Raw genomic sequence first — 17,555 nt, 5'->3', positions numbered from 1 at the left:
AGAAGCAGGTATCCTTGAGCTCTATGGTTTATTGGATTTATGCCACAAACCTGAGCGTAAAATTGCAACGCGTGCATTGCCTATATTTGGATCAAGTAATGATTTTGGCATCGTATATTCAAACGGTGTTCCTGCAACTGCATTTTCAATTCTACTTCTGTAGCCTTGAATATTTATTCCGTTTTTATCAAGACGATCTAATTCATCAGGAGATAAAGATGATCCATCAGTACGCTCTACGCTAACTACCGGACTGTAAGCTTCAGGTTTGCCAATGAGTAAGCCGTTAAACTTCATATAACCAATAAGTTCTTGCAGACTTTTATGGTGCATGACAACATTTTCGCCACCACCTAGAATCTGTTTCGTTACATATGGGGCTGTCGCAATGTGCTCTTTGTCTTCTATCATATTAAATATTAGGTTCCTATATTATGTATTTTTTAATTAATGTCAAGCGGGCGGGTTCTTTTCCGGACGATTCGACGGAAAAAGCACGGGAAAAAACCGCGCGGATGTTGGATTAGATTAAGGTGATTGAAGAGTAAAAAAATTTTCTCGTAGCGTCTGGGTCCCCGCCTACGCGGGGATGACAAAGAGGGGAGGCGGGAATGACAATCGGGGTTGCTTCACTGCGTTCGTAATGACAGTTGGGCGCGGGAATGACAAATTAAAAAAACTTCGTGACTACGAACTACAAACTACCAACTAAAAACTAGACTAGCGTTTGCTCCACTGTGGTGCGCGGCGGGCGCGTTTGAGACCTGGTTTCTTGCGCTCTTTCGTGCGACCATCGCGAGTGAGGAAGCCGGCTTTGCGCAAGATTCCGCGGCGCGATTCGTCTTCTTTCACGAGGGCGCGGGCGATGCCGAGCTGGCAAGCTTCCGCTCCGGCTGCGATACCGCCACCGACAATTTTGATTTCGAGATCGTAACTTTTTTCGCTGGTTTCAGCTGATTTGAATGGAGCGAGGAAAGCCGCGACATCTTTGCCGACGCAGAAATACTCTCGCAATTTGCGCTCGTTGATGGTGATGTCACCTTTGCCCTGCGGGAAAACTTTCACGCGAGCGACAGCAGTTTTGCGTTTGCCGATGGCGAAGACATACGGTCGCGCTTCGGTTTTCGCATCGTCCTTTTTGGCAGTTTTGGCTTCCATCTTAGAAAGGAATAAGTTAGTAAGGAGTTTAGTGAGGAGTAAGGAGTAAGAACTAAGGAGTAAGTTTGTAAGGAGTAAGAAGTAAGTTGTTATTTGATTTCGATAACTTCAGGTTTCTGCGCGGTGTGCGTGTGTTCCGCGCCGACAAAAATCTTCAAACGGCAGAGGCGGGGATCTTTCATCTTGTTCTTCGGCAGCATACCTGCGACTGCGAGCTCGAAGACGCGCGCTGGATTTTTCTTAAACAAATCTTCCGCTGCAATTTCTTTCAAGTTGCCGCGATAACCGGAGTGAGTGCGGTAAAGTTTGTCCGTCCATTTCTTGCCGGTGAATTGCACTTTCTCCGCATTCACGATGATGACGCCGTCGCCGAGATCGAGGTGTGGCGTGAAGTCAATGCGGAATTTGCCAGTCAAACGGCGTGCGGCTTCAGTCGCGACTTTGCCGACGGTTTTGCCTTCGGCATCAATCAGAAACCATTTCGCTTTCGCGGAAATTTCGGAAACTTTGGGAAGAGTGGTTTTCATGTTAAGCAGATGAGTCTTTGAGTCGTTAAGTCTTTAAGTGGATAAGTCATTGAGTCATTGAGGGGATTTTTTTAGTTCTTACTTAACGACTTAGAGACTTAATGACTAAACGACTTGATTAGATTAATTCAATTTGGACTTTAGGGGCGCAGTCGCCTTTTTGCACGCTGATCGGCGTGATGCGGGTGAATCCGCTTGAGCGTTCGGCGTATTTCACTTTCAGCTCAGAAAGGGCTTTTTTTTGGGCTTTTTCTGTGAGCAAGATTGATTTCAGATAACGCACCGCTTCGCGATCGTCCGGTTTTTTCTTCAGATTCACGATGAGGCGGTCGAAGACCGGCTGCAGCGCTTTGGCCTTGGACGAGGTCGTCTGGATTTTTTCGTGAATGACGAGGCTGGTCGCGAGATTGCGAATCAGAAGTCCGCGGTCGCCAGCTGCTCTGCCTAATCTCGAGATTTTATTGACACGATGGCGCATGAGTTAATTTAAAATTTAAGATTGATGATTTAAGATTGGAAGCTTGATTTTTTGGGATGAATTTAAGAAGTAAAAAATTAGAAATCTAAAATCTTAAATCTTAAATTCTTTATTCTTCTTCGCCTTCGAGTTTCAGACCTTTGGCAGCGAGCTTCTCGGCGACCTCGTCGAGTGCTTTCGAGCCGAAGCCACGCAGTTCGCCGATTTTGGTTGGGCTGCATTTCACCAATTGCTCGACCGAGCCGATACCACCATTGATCAAAGCATTCAAAGTGCGCGGGGAGAATTGGAGTGTTTCAATCGGCGTGTATTTCTCATTGCTCGGTTCGCCGAGTGTGTCATTTTTCATGAGTGGTTTGGCTGCCTCGGCTTTTTCCGCTGCGCTCACTTTCGCCGGGTCAGTCGCGAATTCTTCTTCGACTGGCTCATTCGCTTGATTGAACAGGTCGAAGTAGGATTTCAAAATGTTGCTGGCGAATTTCATCGCGTCTTCCGGTGTCATCGAGCCATTCGTTTTTACTTCGATTTCGAGCTTGTCGAGATTGGTCATCTGACCGACACGAGTCGCGGTGACATCGTAGCGGACGCGCTCGATCGGCGAGAACATCGCATCGAGATAGATCAAACCGACTTCTTTGTTGTTCTTCTGGCGTTCGGCGGCAGCGAGATAGCCGACATCTTTCTCGACGACGATTTCCATTTTGAGGTCGCCTTTTTTGTCGAGTGTCGTGATGACGAGGTTCGGATTCAAAATCTCGACATCCGAATTCTTTTCAATGTCTTTCGCGGTCACTTCGCCGCTGCGGTTTTTGACTTCGAGCTTCAAAATGGTCGCTTTCTTCGAGTGTTTTTTCAGATTGAGTAATTTCAAATTCAGGAGCATGTCGAGCACATCGTCTTTCACACCAGGAAGTGTGGTGTACTCATGTGTCGCGCCTTTGATTTTCACCGCGGCGACAGCTGCGCCGGGCAAGCTCGAGAGCAGCACGCGACGAAAAGCATTGCCAAGCGTCATGCCATAACCATTCGGAAGTGGAGCAACTGCGAAAAGCGTGTGATTTTCACCAACCTTTTTTGCGACGATTTTCGGCAAACCAATTTCTTGTTGAATGATATGCATTGCGGCAGGATTAAAAAAAATTAGCGGGAATAGAATTCGACGATTGTTTGGGTGTCGATTTGCTCGCTTTCTTCGAAGGTCGGCATGCCGACGACTTCGGCAGTCATTTTCGCGAGATCGACTTTCAGCCATTTCGGTGCGTTGTCTTTCTTCTTCGCGAAACCGGCGAACAGTGGGGAATCAGCTTTTTTGATGACGATTTTGTCACCGACTTTGATCTGGATGCTCGGAGTTTTGGCGCGTTTGCCATTCACCTGAAAAAAGCTGTGACCGACGAGCTGGCGCGCTTGGCTGCGGGATTCCGCGAAACCGGCGCGATAGATTGCGTTGTCGAGGCGCGTCTCGAGCAGCTGGATGAAATTGTCAGCAGTATTGCCTTCGCGGCGATTTGCCTCATCGTAATATTTCTTGAACTGTTTCTCGCTTAGATTGAAAACGCGTTTGCCGGCTTGTTTCGCGCGGAGCTGACCGTGGTATTCAGTCTTTTTGCCCATCGCGTTTTTGCCGTATTTGCCAGGTACTTCTGGATTGCGCGCAAATCCGCATTTCTGCGTGTTGCAGCGCTCGCCCTTCAAAAACAATTTCTTACCTTCGCGGCGGCAAAGTCGGCATTTCGGTCCGTTGTAAAGCAAGTTGTTAAATTAAGATTTAAGATTGATGATTGAATTTTTTGACGACTTGGATTAGAGGTTCAGAATTTTAAGCTGGAATTAAAGGAGGAAAAATAAAGCTAAAATCTGAAATCCAAATTTGAAAATTCCTAAACGCGACGCGGGCGGCGTTTGCGGCAACCGCCGTGAGGATAGGTTGTTTTATCAGTGATGGAGTTGACCTCGACTCCGGCGGAAGAAAGTCCGCGGACAGCTTGTTCGCGTCCGGGTCCGATACCTTTGACGAAGACTTCGACAGATTCCAATCCAAACTCTTTGCATTTCTCAGCAGCATTTTTCGCGGCGACTTGTGCGGCATAAGGCGTCGACTTGCGCGCGCCCTTGAATCCGCTCGCACCGGAGCTCGCCCAGACCAGGGTGGCGTGGGATTCGTCGGTAATCGTCACGAGTGTGTTGTTCATTCCCGCCAAAATATGGGCGAAGCCGTGAGGAACGACGCGGCGAATTTTCTTCTTCTTGCTCTTGACCTTTTTCGGAGCAGGTTTCGCGGCAGTCTTTGCGGTCTTTTTTACTTTTTCAGCCAAGGTTTAAAAAATTAAAATTACTTCTTATCGACTTTCGCGCGACCGGAACCCATCGTGACGCGTTTGCCGCGTTTCGTGCGCGCATTATTTCGCGTGCGTTGACCGCGCACCGGCAGTCTTTTCTTATGGCGGCTGCCACGGTAGGAGCCTGTGTCTTGCAGGAGCTTGATATTTTGACTCACGATGCGGCGCAGATCGCCTTCGGTTGGTCGTTTCGCGACTTCCGCGCGCAGCGCTTCTTCTTCTTTCTCAGTCAGATCTTTCGCTTTGGTATCCGGATTGACTTTCGCATCCGTGCAAACCTTGAGCGCGAGTGAGCGGCCGATGCCGGTAATCGCGAGGAGCGCTGCTTCGATGCGTTTTTCGGGAGCGAGATTTATGCCGGCGATACGAGCCATAAATAGTTGATAGTTATTAGTTCGTAGTTGGTAGAATTTCTGATTTACTTAATATTTAATACTTAAGACTTATGATTTAATCTATCCTTGGCGTTGTTTGTGGCGTTTGGTTTCGCAAATCACGCGCACGACGCCTTTGCGGCGAATGATTTTGCATTTTGGGCAACGAGGTTTGACGGAGGGTTTAACTTTCATGTTCTGATTCAGAATTATTTTGTTGAGCGTCACGGAGCGCGTCGAGCTTGCTGTGGAAGCGGAAGGTGAGGCGACCGCGATTGAGATCGTAAGGGTTGAGCTCGACTTTCACATAATCGCCGAGAATGATTTTGATGTGGTGCATGCGCATCTTGCCGGAGATGCGGGCTTTCAATTGATGTCCTTTGTAAATTTCATCAATCAGCTCAATCAGAAACTCGGCATTCGGGAGAGTCTCCATCACTCGGCCGAGCGCCGAAATCACTTCTTTATCGGCTTTGGGCGCGTCCTTCTTTTTGTTGCGGACGACTTGCTTCTGGATTTTGAAGTGTCTTGCCATAAAAAATTAAAGCCGGGAGATTATACGCATCGAAAAGAGCAAAAGCAAACTTTCGCAACTAAATTTCCTTAAATCGGCAAAATTGGCTTGCAAAAATTGAAATAATATTTTCTAATAAAATAAAATAGATAACCTTTGCGCGCAGTTGATGCGGAGATTTTCGCGCAAAATTTTCGAATTTTCAAGTTTCGTAATTTACGGAATAATTTTCAAGAAACGCCCGTCGGGGCGTTTCTACCGCAAGCCCTGGAATTTCCAGCGTTTTGATTTTTTACCAAGGTTTATCTACGCTTGTCATTAACACACCACTTCACGATGCTAAATCTCCCCAACCCTGCCTGCCGGCAGGCAGGCCCTCTTTACAAAAGAGGGGCTTTTCAAACTACCTCCATGTTCCAAGTTCCATGCTTTATGTTTCATGCTATGTGTTCCATGTTCCATGCTTCATGCTCCATGTTCTTGGGTTAGTAAGGAAAATACAGTGCTTTTATCAGGTTTGCTAAAATTCTAAAAATGCACAAGCCTCTTCAAATTCTCATTCTCGCGGGTGGTGTCGGCACGCGGCTCTGGCCGATGAGTCGTCAGGCTTTGCCGAAGCAATTTCAAAAGCTCGTCGGGCAAAAAACTCTTTTCGAGCTGGCAGTCGCGCGCGCCCGCAAATTGGCTTCGCCGCAAAATATCTTCGTCGCGACGAATCAGCAATTCACCAAAGTCGTCAGAAAACAGGCTCCCAAGATTCCGGCGAAAAATATTATTTCTGAGCCGGCGTTTCGCGACACCGCGACCTGTCTCGGTTTTGCGGCGGCATTGCTCGAAGCGCGCAATCCCGGCGGAGTTTTCGCGGTGGTCTACGCTGACCATTTGATTCGCGCCGAGGAAGTTTTCGTCGCCAAGATTCGCGCGGCGGCGGAGCTGGCTGATGCTGGAAGAATTGCGATCGTCGAAGTCGAATCCGAATTTCCCGCGACGCAGCTTGGCTGGGTTGCGGTCGGTCAGAATCTGCCACCAATCCAGAAGCAAAAAGTTTTCGCGCTTTCCAAATTCGTCGAAAAACCGGATCTGGCGCGCGCAAAAAAATTCCACGCTTCGCCGAAATATTTTTGGAATACAGGACTCTTCGTCTGGCGCTCGGATTTTTTGCTCTCGAAATTTCAGGCTTTTTTACCAGATACTTTCGCGCGGCTGCAGAAAATGACGGCGGCGAACTTCGCACCAAAAATTGTCACCAAGGAATATTCCGCGTGCCAGAAAATTTCCATCGACTTCGCGATTCTCGAAAAAGTTGACCCGAGTGAGATTGCAATCCTGCCCGCGAAACTCGGCTGGAGTGATGTCGGGACTTGGGAGAGCTTGAAAAATGAGCTTTCCAAAGATGCGGAAAATTTAGTCGAAAATGATTTCGTCGCGATCGAGAGCTCGGGGAATTTCGTCAAAACTAATTCCAAGAAATTCGTCGCGCTGGTCGGCGTCCGCGATTTAGTCGTGGTCGAGACGGACGATGCGATTTTAATCTGCGGAAAATCGCACTCAGGCAAGGTCAAGGATGTTGTCAAAAAATTAGAACAGCGACTTGAATATCGCCAGAGACTAATTTAAAATCCGCGGGCTTTGTTGGATGTTCTAGCTGTTCGAAATGTTTGAACGCTGCAATTAGAACAAGTTCCGCCGTGGCGGAACAATCGGACAAATCGAACATTTCTAACTTTATCATCATGGGTTCTTCCTCCAAATTTCACGGACTGACGGGCATCTCGTCACGACGGATCAAATCGAATGTCGCGCAACGCACGCGCAAGACCAAATTAAACGCGCGCAAAAAAGCGGATCAAGCTACTCTCGCCGAGACTTTGAAAAGCACTCCTGAGGTCGGATAGTACTGTTCGAAATGTTCGAGATGTTGGAATTGTTCTAAATGAACGGGTTTACGGGAGGCAGACATTAGATCAAACAACTTGAACAAATCGAACAAACCCCGTCTTGCGGGGTGATTGAACAATTAGAACAATATATGTCTAAGACTTTCAAACTTACCGTCCTTTCCGCCGAGCGCGAACTTTATTCTGGCGAAGCGACCGCACTGACTGCGCCGACCGAGATGGGCGAGGTGACTGTGATGGCGCACCACATTCCACTCGTGGCGAATTTGCATGCGGGTGAATTGACGATCAAAAAAGCCGACGGAGCAGACGATTATCTTTTTGCTGGCGGTGGTGTCCTCGAATTCACTCCGACGAATGAGTGCCGCGTGCTCGCGGATGTCGCCGAACGAGTTTCCGAAATTGACGAAAAAGCTGCGGAGGAGGCGCGTGAGCGTGCCAAAAAAGCTATCGAGGCAGCTGAGTCTGAGCCAGAGGTCGCGGCAGCGCAGGCAGCCCTACTGCACGCGATTGCGCGTTTACGCATCGCGGAGAAGAATCGTCATTTGCGCGGACGACACTAGGAAATGTGAAAATGATTCATTGATTCAATGTGAGAATGTGCGAATGATTCAATAATCCAATGATTCAATCAATACGCGTTTTTTTTGTTTGATTGGATTGCGGGTTAGCAACTTCGTGCCGCTGGCGGAGAACGCAGATCTGCGTTCTCCGGGAATTCACACGAAACTTTTCGCCCTCCCCTAACCCCTCCCTGAGGGAAGGGGAATAGATATTTCAAAAGATTAAATCCACGCATTTTGAAACAGGTCGGGAATAAAAATTTTTCACTTCCTAACTGAATCATTTACATATTTTCACATTCAATCATTTATTCCAGGTCTTTCCAATTCTGACCGAGGACGAGCGAGATGTCGAAGCCGCGTTTTTGCAGTTCGACTGGTCCGAATTCGATCTGACCGCCGACGAAGCCCTGCAAAATCTCCGCAGTTTCGCGCGCGCTTTCTTCGTAAATATAAATCGTCGTCTCGGGGAGTTTGCCGCCCGGATAATTATTGACCCGCTTCGTATTCAGCCCGTAGCGATTCAGCGCGTAAGCGGCGCGCTCGGCGATGCCACCCCGACCGCTGCCATTTAGCACTTCGATGGCGCGTTGTTCGATGGCGACGCGCGGATGATTGAAAAGGATATTTGTGATTGCGTGAATTCTCAAAAAATCGTTGCCGAGCGGGAGCAGTACGGCCGCGCCGCCGTAGTCGGCGCGATCCGGCGGATAGAGGACTCCACCGACTGCAGTCGGCTCGTCATTCAGTACGATTGTCGCCATATTTTGTTTGTCGAATTCATCCGCGATTTTACCGAGCATCAGGATTTCCCGGAAGCGTAAATTCGTCGCGACGCGCTCTTCGAAGATGCTCCAAATCGCTTTCAGCTTGGTTGGACTCGTTAAAATATCTTTTTCAAAAGCTTTCTCGCGCAGCGCGGCGATGATTTTTTGCTGGCGTGCGGCGCGGTCGAAATCGCTCGTCGTCTTGCGGCTGCGGGCGTATTCCAGCGCAGTCTTACCATCGAGCGTCTGCGTACCGGCAGCGATCGAGAACGGACAGTAGTCGACCAAATTTTCGCAGGGATAATACGGGTCATCGATGGCTTCATCGACCGTGATTTTCACTCCGCCGAGCGCATCGACGAAATCACTGAAAGCCGTGAAATCAACTTTCACATAATAATGAATCGGCACATTGGCGATGGAGCTTGCCATTTTCGCGACTGACTCGAGTGCCGCTTGCTCGTCGTCGAGCTGGATTCTTTCGTACTCGTAAATTTTATTGACGCGCATGCCACCGCCATCGCTCGCTTCCACCCAAAAATCGCGCGGAATCGAAAGCATCGAAAGCGTGTTTAATTCATGGTTGTAGCTTGCGACGATGATCGAGTCGGTCAGTTCGCCGCCGCCGCCGTCGTGATTTTCACCGCCGGTGCCGAGCAGCAAAATATTCGTGCGACCTTCCGTGTCGGTATGGAGGTTACCCGCAAAAAACCAAATCAGGTCGACGAAGCTGCCGCCACTCACGATTGCGTAAGCTCCGCTTAAAATTTCGAAAACGATGTAAATCCCAATCAGGACGAGCGTCCAGCGCACGAAAGTAGCGAATTTCTGAAACATCGGGTTGGAAGTTTAGTGGTGAATTATTTTTCGAGCAATTTTTCGGCGCGCTGATGGTCGAGCTCGAGAAAAGTAATCGTCCAGGCGGCGGTCGTGAAGACATGCAGTACGCCACCGAGATACGAGGCGATGCCGACGACGATGAGTCCGGCGACAATCGCGAGGATGATTCCGAGAATCAGTGCGACTTGGCTGACAAAAAAATTCGTGACAAAGGCAATTAATAGTGGAATTAAAAAAACTAGGATGACATTGATGAGCACACGAATCGAAATCAGAAACATCAGAAACCACATCAAAAAAGTTTTGCCAAAATTCGAAATCACGAGTTTCGCGCTGCCGCCGAGTGCGCGGGTCAAATTCCGATTTTCAAGTATGATGAAATTGGCAGCGTAGATGAAGAGAAAACCGAACAAAATCGAAACGACAAAAAGGACACCGAGTAAAATCAGCAGCCAAAAAGGCAGTCCGAGGTGACGGATTGTCATTGAGGTAATTGTCAAAAATTCGAAAAAACTGAAAGTGCTGACTGCCATGCCGAATTCAAACATCCGCAAATAATGGTGCGTGCCGATTATGATTCCGTCGTGGATTTCCACGCCTTCTTTTTGCTTGTGAAAAGCGGCGACGAGTCCGATCAATCCGCCTTCCGTGAGTGGTGGCACCAGGAAATAACCCAGCAAAACAATAATTGTTAGGATGATTCCGAAGATGATTAGTCCGGAATGTTGTCCGGCAAAATCTAAAACCAATCCACTGATTTTCGTAAAATCAAAATGTTTATTCCCAAAAAAAGGCGAGGTTTCGAACGCCATGAATTGATACGAAAAATAGCCGAGCCCCACCAGCGTCGTGAAAAAAGTCGGCACGATGCCGAACCAAACCAGACTTTTTTTAGCATTTGTCAGTTGCCACGCGATTTTGATGACCTCGCTACTTTTCATAAATTCCGGAGCATTCTAACCCGAATTTTGAAACCCAGAAACATGAAGCATGAAGCATGGAAGTGGTTGGTCATTGAGTGGTTGAGTCAGTCATTTCTTAAGCTCGCGGGAGTCTGCAAATTTTTAAATTTTTACAATTTTTAATTTTATAAATAAGTCCTGAATCCAAATTTTAAAAATTAGAAATTAAGATTTATTTAAAAATTACAAAATTACATTCCTTCTTCGCGCTGTTTTGCATGACGCCAACAACCAACTGACCCATGACCATCCGAACCCTCCGAACCAATGACCATCCGAACCCTCCGAACCAATGACCTCGAACTATTATTGGAGTTGAGCTGCGGGCGATTTTTTGGCAGAATCATTCCTGCATAAAAAGTTGCCCGCAATGAAAAAACTCTTCTTCGCATTTATCTCGCTCGTTTTTCTTTCGGCGTGTCAAAATTTCGACCTCACTACCGTGGTTGTCGAAATCCCCACAGCTGCGAATTCGGCGAGCTTCGTTTCGCCGCTCGTTCGTGCGGGCGAATTCAACGCTTTCTTTTTCAAATTTACGCTCGACGGAGAGGCGACTGCGACAGCGCGCGCTTTCTTCGAAGTCGCTGACGGAAGCGGACAGCTTGCAGAGCGCGATCTCGGAATCGAGTGCGAGGGTTCCGCTTGCTCAGGTTTCGCGGTGACACCACTCGCCGCAGCGTGGAAATTTGACCTCACGCTTTCCGGTACGGTGGGTGCGCGAGCGCACGACTTCACTGTCGAAACGAAAAATTTGTCAGTGCGTGAGCCGTGGAATTTGATTCCGGCGGCAGCGGCGCAGATGGAAGAACTCGGCATCGTCGCACGGGACGAATGGGGTGCGGATGAAAATTTGCTCCTCAAAGTGGACGACGAAGAGGCGGGGGCGTCGAGTGCGACGGCGAATCAAAAATGCACAGACTGGATAGCGAATCATCCCGACGAATTCCAGACAGACGGTCGCAAAATCACCACGAATTCGACCGGCGAGGAGCTGCAGTGGCCGCGCACTTACTCCACCGAAGTCAAAAAAATCATCGTCCACCATTCTGCGGAGAGCGGGGAAAAAGACCTGAACGGTGATAACAAATTCGACAAGGCCGATGCCGAGATTCTCGTGCAGGCGATTTATTATTACCACGCCCGGACGCGCGGCTGGGGTGACATCGGCTACAATTTCCTGATCGATCCGCTCGGCAATATCTACGAAGGACGGAGTGGTGGTGACTTCGTCGTCGGCGGGCACACTTATTGCGCCAATATAGATACTATCGGCGTTGCGTTCATCGGCAATTTTCAAAACGCCATGCCCTCTGCGGACGCGCTCGAATCAGGTACGCGCTTGCTCGGTGAGTTGGCGAATTTTTACGGACTGGATCTTGACGAATTCTCTGATTTTCACGGAGCGAATACGCGCAATCTCGTCGGTCATCGCGATTACGGCGCGACGGTTTGTCCGGGGAATTCACTTTATTCCTATCTTTCGAAGCTCGCCGCCGATGCGATGGCGTACGCGCGCGGCAACAAAATGAGCGCGGCGGATTACGATTTCAGCATTCTCGAAAAAGATTCGCCGGTCAATGTGCAGCCTTTCGGTGAGGCGACTGCGAAATTTAAGCTGAAAAATGTCGGGCAAAAAGCCTGGCCGGCGGGCTCCCAAATCGTCGTCGCGAAAGCCGAAATCCTGCGCAACAAAACCGGTGTCGCGATTGCGGGCGGTTCGGAATTCGCCGTCAAATTGACTTCGGCTGTCGCGAGTGGCGGGACGGCCGACCTCCGCATTCCGCTCACTGCCGCCGCGAAACCAGGACGCTACCGCTTCGGACTTGCGCTTCAGATTGGCTCTGAGGAGCTGCGCAAATTTTATCTCGTCGTGAATGTGCTCGAGCCGACGAAGCTCGATTACCAATTAATTAACGCGCTTTGGCCGCCGCAGCCTTTCGCACCAGCGACGACCGGCAAGGCTGAGATTACCGTTTTAAACAAATCGGATTTCACTTGGAAAGCGAGCGGAGCGAGCCGCATGGTTTTGCAGACGACGGATGGTTCGATTTCGCCTTTCACGAATTCCGCGATTGTCGGCTATCTCACGGGGGACACGCCTCCCGGTGGAACCGCGAATTTCAAAATGAATCTCACTGCGCCGTCACGGGCGGGGCGTTATTATCTCGGCTTCCAGCCGGCGGCGCGCGGCGGTTTGGTCTTGCCGGATTACGGCATGCAATTTCACATCTCCGTGCGTGAGCCGCGTTTTTCCGGAGAAATTCTCGGTAAATCGAGCGGCGCGGATTTGCGTTTCGAGCCGGGCGAGACCAAGAATCTCTCGCTTGAATTCCGTAATACTTCGCAGGTTGATTGGACACCGGAAGCTTTCGCGCTGAAAATTTTGACCAATGAAGGTGCGAAAATTGGCACCGGTAATTTGAAATTACCGAACAAGGTCGCACAAAACGCGGTCGTCAAAGTCGAATTTCCTGTCACTGCCTCGACTCAGGCGGGCAAATATCTGCTCACGCTGCAGCCGCTCTGGACGGCTGGCAAAATCAAGGAAATGACGCCGATTGATTTCTTGGTCGAGGTGAATCCGCCACGCCTCACGGGCGAGCTCGTCACCGCACCGCCGACTTTCACTCTTGCGAAGGGCGCGACGGCGGAGGTCGAATTGAAACTCAAAAACACGGGCAATGTGACCTGGAATGCGCGCGATGTTCTGCTCCAAAACTTGCCGGCCGAACCGTCGTCGCTCGCGACGAGCAGCTGGCTGTCCGCCACTCAGCCGGCGAAGCTGATTGAGGCATCGGTCACACCTGGCAGTGTCGGGACTTTTCGTTTCGTGATCAAAAAGAGTTCGGACGCTTTGCTCGAGAATTTATGCGTCGCGCCGATGCTGCGCGGACTCGGTCGCATCCGCGGTAAGGAAATTAACATTGCCGTCAGAAAACCAGATGCGCCAAGCACTGCCAATTCCGAGAGTTCCACGAGTTCGGACAATTCCGCGCAACCAGAAACCTCTGCGCAACCAGAAACTTCCGCTAGTTCGGAAAGCTCCGCCAGTGCGGCGAATTCCACCAGCTCCACCGAGCCAGCAGCAGCGACACCTGTTGTGACGGATGCGTCGGCCGGACCGGCGATTCGCCTCAAGCTCGGACTCGAAGCGACCAAGATCACGATTGGCGGAGGACCATTTGCGATTGAGCAATTTGGCAAGACACTTTTCCGCGGCAGTTTCGCTGATTTTTCGCTCGACAAATTACAAGACGGTCAGTATGTGCGCGTCTTGCCCGAGGGCGACACGATTCTCGAAGTGCCGAGTTGGTGGCATCCGAATTGGAATGGCAAAGTGAATTACAACAAATTCCGCGGTATTCTCGAAGTGCGGCGCATGGGCGACACTTTGGTTTTGATCAATGAGCTGTCGCTCGAAGAGTATCTCGCTGGCATCGCCGAAGCTTCGCCGAGCGATCCAGTCGAAAAGAAAAAGACGATGGTCATTCTCGCGCGCAGTTACGCGCTTTATTACATCGGACCGGAGCATCGCAAATTTCCCGGCAAAGCCTGGGACGGTGACGATTCACCGGCGCGCTTCCAACAATACTTCGGCTACAATTACGAAATCGCGGGCGGACTGCCGGACATCGTCCAGGCGACGCGCGGTCAGGTTGTCACTTTCGAGGGACGCGTCGCGAAAACGCCTTATTTCACGAGCTCCAGTGGTGTTACTAAAACCTCTGTCGCGGCTGGTTGGGGTGCGGTCGATTTCGACTTCGTAAAAGTCGTCGAAGATCCGTGGAGTTGCGGCGGGACTTCCGCGGACGCGGGCGTGCGCTGTCCGGACAATGCGCGCGGTCACGGTGTCGGCGTCTCGGGTCGTGGCGCGGCTGGTCTGGCGAAGGAAGGCAAGACTGCGAGTGAGATTTTGAATTATTTTTTCAATAAGATTGAAGTGAAGAAAATGTATTAATTTACACTTTTTTATAATTGTCTTAAAATCAGCTCTCTAATTTATTTTTAGGATGCTAGATTGTTCGAGTGGTGCTGGTCTGGGCACATGCGAAACCGAAGAGCCGAGATGTGCGAATGAAAGTAAGCAGCCGGCTGGCACGAAATTAAAAGCTATTCAATGGCAAGTCCAACACCTCAGAAGCTTGCCGGTTTTTTTGGCGCAAATTAAAGGTATAGCTAGTGACAGAAAACTATCACCAGTCGATAGAAATCGCCAAATTACCGACGGCATGAGTTCTTTTATGTTAGATCTGACCTCTTTGATTACGCTCTTCCCGGAAGATGCACCGCGTCTGAATATACTTACCGACGGAATTTGCGAATCGTTTTGCGGTAGTCGTTTTAGTTTGAGACAAAGGATAGAACGAGTGCTGCTTTTTTCAGACCTTGCAGTGTTTATTTTGGAGAGAGTGAAAAAACTGGGAATAGAATTTGAGGATAGTCCCGCTGAAATCCTGAGCTAAAATACCGGCGTGCTCCACAAAAATTCTCAGAAACGGATTTATTCTTCGGATGCGATTTATTTCGTCACATGCAAGACGAAGAATAATTTTCCATTTTTCAGAGAAGATTTTTTCTGCGAACTATGGATTGAGGAATTGGGGTTTTGCAAAAAGATAAAGGAATTCGACCTATTTGGATTTTGCTTGTTGCCGGATCATTTTCACATGGTTTTTCGTCCGAGAGGGAATGAGAATTTATCGCGCGTGATGCAATTTCTGAAGCGTCATTTTTCGAGAAATGCCAATCAAATAAGCGGGCATTCAGCTGAAGGCGACATTAGCCAATGTCGCCTGCGGGATGAATTTAAAAATTTATCCGAAATCATTTCTCGACATGGTGAGAAAGTCCAAATTTTCAAAGAGAGGATTAAAAACAGTTTGCCAAAATTTCAATGGCAAAAATCTTTCCATGACCACATAATCCGTGGCGACCGCGATTTTGAAAATTGTCTCCAATATACGGTGGAAAATTTTCTCAAGCATGGATTGCCGGGAAATTGGCGCTATACTTCACTGAACTATCCAAAATTAATCGATGCTTTCTGAAAATAATTTTCATTTCGTTGGAATCGGGGGAATCGGGATGTCTGGTCTGGCGCGGCTTTTGCGTGATTCCGGCAAGAGTGTGAGTGGTTCCGATGCCGAAGCTTCGCCGATTGTCGCGAAGTTGCGCAGTGAGGGATTTGCTATTTCTACGCCGCAAGCAGCTGAGAATCTTCCAACGAATTGCGAGGTCGTCGTCCACACCTTGGCAGCGAATTCGGCTAATCCCGAGATTGCCGAGGCGACCAAGCGCGGTCTCAAAATTCTCAGCTATCCGCAGGCTTTGGGTCAATTTCTTGCTGGCAAAAAAGTAATCGCGGTCGCGGGCACGCACGGCAAGACGACGACGACGAGCCTCATCCTCGCGGGTTGTCTCGCGGCAGGCGCAGATATTTCCTGTCTCGTCGGCACGAATCTGAAATTGCTCGACAATCAAAATGCGCGACTTGGAAATTCGGACTGGTTCGTCATCGAGGCGTGTGAATATCGTCGCGCCTTTCTGAATTTCGATCCGCAGATCTTGGTCGTCACGAATGCCGAGCCGGATCATCTCGATTATTACAAAAACTGGGCGGATTACGAATCAGCCTTCGTCGAATTTGTCGGGAAGCTGCCGAGTGACGGTGTGCTGGTTGCGAATTCACACGAGCAGAATCTGGAAAAAATCATTGCCGCTGCGCCGCATTTCTTCGACGCAGGCGAAGTGCTCGAGCATTTCGCGCTCAAGATTCCGGGTGAAATGAATCGTCGCAACGCGAAGCTAGCTTTCGTCGTCGGTGAGTTGCTCGCGCTTGATTCAGAAAAATTTGCTACCGGGCTCGAGAATTTCGAGGGCGGGGAGCGGCGTTTCGAGCTGCGCGGAGAATTCCGCGGCGCCCAAATTTTCGACGATTACGCGCATCATCCGACCGAAATTATCGCGACGCTGGAGGCGGCGCGCGAGCGTTTTCCTACCCAAAAAATTATCGTCGTCTATCAGCAGCACCAGCTGGATCGCGCCCAAAAAATGCTGACCGAGATTGGACTGAGCTTCCTCGACGCTGATCTAGTCGTGATTCCAAATATCTATGCTGTGCGCGAAGAGGCGAGTTCCGCCAATAAAATTTCCGGTCAGGATCTCGCTGACGAGATTGCCAAGTCTGGAGTCAAAGCGATTTTCACCGAAGATTTCACCAAGACAGTCGACTGGCTGAAAGCGAATTTGCAAAAAGACGGCGTCGTAATTGTCATGGGTGCAGGTGATGTTTTCAAAATTTCGCGCGAATTACTCGGAAATTAAGGTCGAATAATTACAATCTTGGTTTCGTTGTGGCGTCGAAATTTTAAGCATGGTTTAGAATTATTTACCCAAACCGCGATTTCATCATCGGGGGAATAAATTGCTTTGCCGTTATTAATTTTTTTCAGATGTTCTACCAGACCGCGCGTGAGATTTGATTTGTCATCAGGTGTCTGCAAAATATCTTTGCCGTAAATTTTCGAGTTTTCAGCGTTAGAATCGGAGATTGCATCAGAGACAGATCCATTGATTTTCCGAAATTTTGCTTCGGGTTCAGTTTTTTCCGGTGAGCGTGGCGAAACCCACTTCGTCTTTTTTTTCGGAACTATCGTAGTTGGATCTTTAGAAAATAAATTTGGATCTTGATAAGCAAGCAGAAGATTTTCAGCGTCAGCAGCAGTTTTTTGGTTCACGGAAGACCTCTCAACTTCCTTGCTTAATTGTCGCAGTTTTTGAAAATCTAGTACTGATTTTTCTGCATCAATTTTTCCGACTGAGTCCAGCGCTTCGGTATTTATGTCAGGGTTTGTTGACAAGTCTTATTTTTAAATCTGAAGATTTTAGCACAAAAAAGCCTTTTTCGCAAAGGGTGCGTTCGCTAAATTCGTCTGAGCTTTATTTCACCGCCGCGACCGCGACGATGGTTTTGCGTTTTTTCTGTCCGTTGAATTTCAGAATGCGCTTCTCCGAAAACTTCACCTGACCGTCAATCGTCGCGTGCAGGGAAAAATCTTTGCCGGCGTAGACATTCGTTCCCGGCTCATATTTCATGCCTTTTTGGCGCAGGATGATATTTCCGGCGACGACTTTT

20 protein-coding genes and 1 pseudogene are annotated in these 17,555 nt (G+C 49.1%); 7 read left to right on the top strand and 14 right to left on the bottom strand.

All coding sequences use genetic code 11. From position 1 onward, the window contains the following. Positions 1–21: 21 nt before the first annotated feature. From WCV72_02395 to infA, 10 genes and pseudogenes are all read right to left on the bottom strand, one after another. Positions 22–411, bottom strand: coding sequence for a hypothetical protein (locus tag WCV72_02395; GenBank protein ID MFA6458217.1), 390 nt, complete (start codon positions 409–411; stop codon positions 22–24). 309 nt (positions 412–720) lie between these two features. After that, a complete protein-coding gene (gene rpsI / locus WCV72_02390) occupies positions 721–1,158 on the bottom strand; it encodes a 30S ribosomal protein S9 (protein MFA6458216.1) in 438 nt (145 codons plus the stop codon). An 89-nt stretch (positions 1,159–1,247) separates the two neighbouring features. Continuing rightward, positions 1,248–1,685: a 50S ribosomal protein L13 gene (gene rplM, locus WCV72_02385; protein ID MFA6458215.1), complete on the bottom strand. Its 438-nt coding sequence runs from the start codon at positions 1,683–1,685 to the stop codon at positions 1,248–1,250. A 118-nt stretch (positions 1,686–1,803) separates the two neighbouring features. Then, the gene (gene rplQ, locus WCV72_02380; GenBank protein ID MFA6458214.1) at positions 1,804–2,163 is read right to left on the bottom strand and encodes a 50S ribosomal protein L17; all 360 of its coding nucleotides are present in this window, start codon (positions 2,161–2,163) and stop codon (positions 1,804–1,806) included. A gap of 109 nt (positions 2,164–2,272) precedes the next feature. Continuing rightward, positions 2,273–3,283 (bottom strand): DNA-directed RNA polymerase subunit alpha, encoded by a 1,011-nt coding sequence (locus WCV72_02375; protein ID MFA6458213.1) that lies wholly within the window; start codon positions 3,281–3,283, stop codon positions 2,273–2,275. A 20-nt stretch (positions 3,284–3,303) separates the two neighbouring features. After that, complete coding sequence (rpsD, locus tag WCV72_02370; GenBank protein MFA6458212.1) at positions 3,304–3,915, bottom strand: 30S ribosomal protein S4; 612 nt, start codon at positions 3,913–3,915, stop codon at positions 3,304–3,306. Positions 3,916–4,043: 128 nt separating this feature from the next. Further along, entirely contained in the window at positions 4,044–4,478 is a 435-nt protein-coding gene (gene rpsK, locus WCV72_02365; protein MFA6458211.1) for a 30S ribosomal protein S11, read from the bottom strand. A gap of 17 nt (positions 4,479–4,495) precedes the next feature. Beyond that, positions 4,496–4,876, bottom strand: coding sequence for a 30S ribosomal protein S13 (gene rpsM, locus WCV72_02360; GenBank protein ID MFA6458210.1), 381 nt, complete (start codon positions 4,874–4,876; stop codon positions 4,496–4,498). An 81-nt stretch (positions 4,877–4,957) separates the two neighbouring features. After that, the gene (gene rpmJ, locus WCV72_02355; GenBank protein MFA6458209.1) at positions 4,958–5,071 is read right to left on the bottom strand and encodes a 50S ribosomal protein L36; all 114 of its coding nucleotides are present in this window, start codon (positions 5,069–5,071) and stop codon (positions 4,958–4,960) included. Between the two features lie 55 nt (positions 5,072–5,126). Then, positions 5,127–5,411, bottom strand: a pseudogene (infA, locus tag WCV72_02350) (translation initiation factor IF-1). A gap of 513 nt (positions 5,412–5,924) precedes the next feature. On the opposite strand from infA, the gene WCV72_02345 reads away from it, so the two are divergent. The 3 genes from WCV72_02345 (at position 5,925) to atpC (ending at position 7,851) form a co-directional block, all read left to right on the top strand. Further along, complete coding sequence (locus WCV72_02345; protein MFA6458208.1) at positions 5,925–7,007, top strand: sugar phosphate nucleotidyltransferase; 1,083 nt, start codon at positions 5,925–5,927, stop codon at positions 7,005–7,007. 116 nt (positions 7,008–7,123) lie between these two features. Further along, the gene (locus tag WCV72_02340; GenBank protein ID MFA6458207.1) at positions 7,124–7,285 is read left to right on the top strand and encodes a hypothetical protein; all 162 of its coding nucleotides are present in this window, start codon (positions 7,124–7,126) and stop codon (positions 7,283–7,285) included. A 134-nt stretch (positions 7,286–7,419) separates the two neighbouring features. Beyond that, positions 7,420–7,851: an ATP synthase F1 subunit epsilon gene (gene atpC, locus WCV72_02335; GenBank protein MFA6458206.1), complete on the top strand. Its 432-nt coding sequence runs from the start codon at positions 7,420–7,422 to the stop codon at positions 7,849–7,851. Between the two features lie 308 nt (positions 7,852–8,159). Here the strand turns inward: atpC and WCV72_02330 are convergent, their stop codons facing one another. Both WCV72_02330 and WCV72_02325 read right to left on the bottom strand, forming a co-directional pair. Further along, a complete protein-coding gene (locus WCV72_02330) occupies positions 8,160–9,455 on the bottom strand; it encodes an LCP family protein (protein MFA6458205.1) in 1,296 nt (431 codons plus the stop codon). A 23-nt stretch (positions 9,456–9,478) separates the two neighbouring features. Further along, positions 9,479–10,399, bottom strand: a complete 921-nt coding sequence (locus tag WCV72_02325; GenBank protein ID MFA6458204.1) for a hypothetical protein — start codon at positions 10,397–10,399, stop codon at positions 9,479–9,481. A 391-nt stretch (positions 10,400–10,790) separates the two neighbouring features. Here WCV72_02325 and WCV72_02320 point away from each other — a divergent pair, with 391 nt between their 5' ends. Genes WCV72_02320 through murC form a run of 4 tightly spaced genes read left to right on the top strand, consistent with a single transcriptional unit; the run spans position 10,791 to position 16,744 of the window. Further along, the gene (locus WCV72_02320; GenBank protein ID MFA6458203.1) at positions 10,791–14,378 is read left to right on the top strand and encodes an N-acetylmuramoyl-L-alanine amidase; all 3,588 of its coding nucleotides are present in this window, start codon (positions 10,791–10,793) and stop codon (positions 14,376–14,378) included. A gap of 52 nt (positions 14,379–14,430) precedes the next feature. Next, positions 14,431–14,883, top strand: coding sequence for a hypothetical protein (locus WCV72_02315; GenBank protein ID MFA6458202.1), 453 nt, complete (start codon positions 14,431–14,433; stop codon positions 14,881–14,883). Positions 14,884–14,892: 9 nt separating this feature from the next. Further along, positions 14,893–15,468 carry a transposase gene (locus tag WCV72_02310; protein MFA6458201.1) on the top strand — a complete coding sequence of 192 codons (576 nt, stop codon included), beginning with the start codon at positions 14,893–14,895 and terminating at the stop codon, positions 15,466–15,468. Then, the gene (gene murC / locus WCV72_02305; GenBank protein MFA6458200.1) at positions 15,458–16,744 is read left to right on the top strand and encodes a UDP-N-acetylmuramate--L-alanine ligase; all 1,287 of its coding nucleotides are present in this window, start codon (positions 15,458–15,460) and stop codon (positions 16,742–16,744) included. The genes WCV72_02310 and murC overlap by 11 nt, the downstream gene beginning before the upstream one ends. Here the strand turns inward: murC and WCV72_02300 are convergent. Together WCV72_02300 and WCV72_02295 are read right to left on the bottom strand one after the other, a co-directional pair. Further along, on the bottom strand, positions 16,741–17,280 hold the full coding sequence (locus tag WCV72_02300) for a hypothetical protein (GenBank protein ID MFA6458199.1): 540 nt from the start codon (positions 17,278–17,280) through the stop codon (positions 16,741–16,743). The genes murC and WCV72_02300 overlap by 4 nt on opposite strands. 79 nt (positions 17,281–17,359) lie before the next feature. After that, positions 17,360–17,555: 50S ribosomal protein L27 (locus tag WCV72_02295; GenBank protein ID MFA6458198.1), on the bottom strand; the 196-nt coding region annotated here is incomplete at its 5' end.

It is taken from the genome of Patescibacteria group bacterium, from assembly GCA_041665585.1.
Taxonomy (GTDB): Bacteria; Patescibacteriota; Gracilibacteria; order JAHISY01; family JAHISY01; genus JAHISY01.
Note: the sequence above shows the minus strand (reverse complement) of the source record. Positions and strands in the feature narration are given on the sequence as shown.

Coding starts and splice junctions, on each gene's coding strand:
- rplQ (MFA6458214.1), bottom strand. CDS start 2,163: ATGCGCCATCGTGTCAATAAAATCTCGAGATTAGGCAGAGCAGCTGGC.
- rpmJ (MFA6458209.1), bottom strand. CDS start 5,071: ATGAAAGTTAAACCCTCCGTCAAACCTCGTTGCCCAAAATGCAAAATC.
- WCV72_02325 (MFA6458204.1), bottom strand. CDS start 10,399: ATGAAAAGTAGCGAGGTCATCAAAATCGCGTGGCAACTGACAAATGCT.
- atpC (MFA6458206.1), top strand. CDS start 7,420: ATGTCTAAGACTTTCAAACTTACCGTCCTTTCCGCCGAGCGCGAACTT.
- WCV72_02340 (MFA6458207.1), top strand. CDS start 7,124: ATGGGTTCTTCCTCCAAATTTCACGGACTGACGGGCATCTCGTCACGA.
- rplM (MFA6458215.1), bottom strand. CDS start 1,685: ATGAAAACCACTCTTCCCAAAGTTTCCGAAATTTCCGCGAAAGCGAAA.
- WCV72_02330 (MFA6458205.1), bottom strand. CDS start 9,455: ATGTTTCAGAAATTCGCTACTTTCGTGCGCTGGACGCTCGTCCTGATT.
- rpsM (MFA6458210.1), bottom strand. CDS start 4,876: ATGGCTCGTATCGCCGGCATAAATCTCGCTCCCGAAAAACGCATCGAA.
- WCV72_02395 (MFA6458217.1), bottom strand. CDS start 411: ATGATAGAAGACAAAGAGCACATTGCGACAGCCCCATATGTAACGAAA.
- WCV72_02320 (MFA6458203.1), top strand. CDS start 10,791: ATGAAAAAACTCTTCTTCGCATTTATCTCGCTCGTTTTTCTTTCGGCG.
- WCV72_02345 (MFA6458208.1), top strand. CDS start 5,925: ATGCACAAGCCTCTTCAAATTCTCATTCTCGCGGGTGGTGTCGGCACG.
- rpsI (MFA6458216.1), bottom strand. CDS start 1,158: ATGGAAGCCAAAACTGCCAAAAAGGACGATGCGAAAACCGAAGCGCGA.
- murC (MFA6458200.1), top strand. CDS start 15,458: ATGCTTTCTGAAAATAATTTTCATTTCGTTGGAATCGGGGGAATCGGG.
- WCV72_02315 (MFA6458202.1), top strand. CDS start 14,431: ATGCTAGATTGTTCGAGTGGTGCTGGTCTGGGCACATGCGAAACCGAA.
- WCV72_02375 (MFA6458213.1), bottom strand. CDS start 3,283: ATGCATATCATTCAACAAGAAATTGGTTTGCCGAAAATCGTCGCAAAA.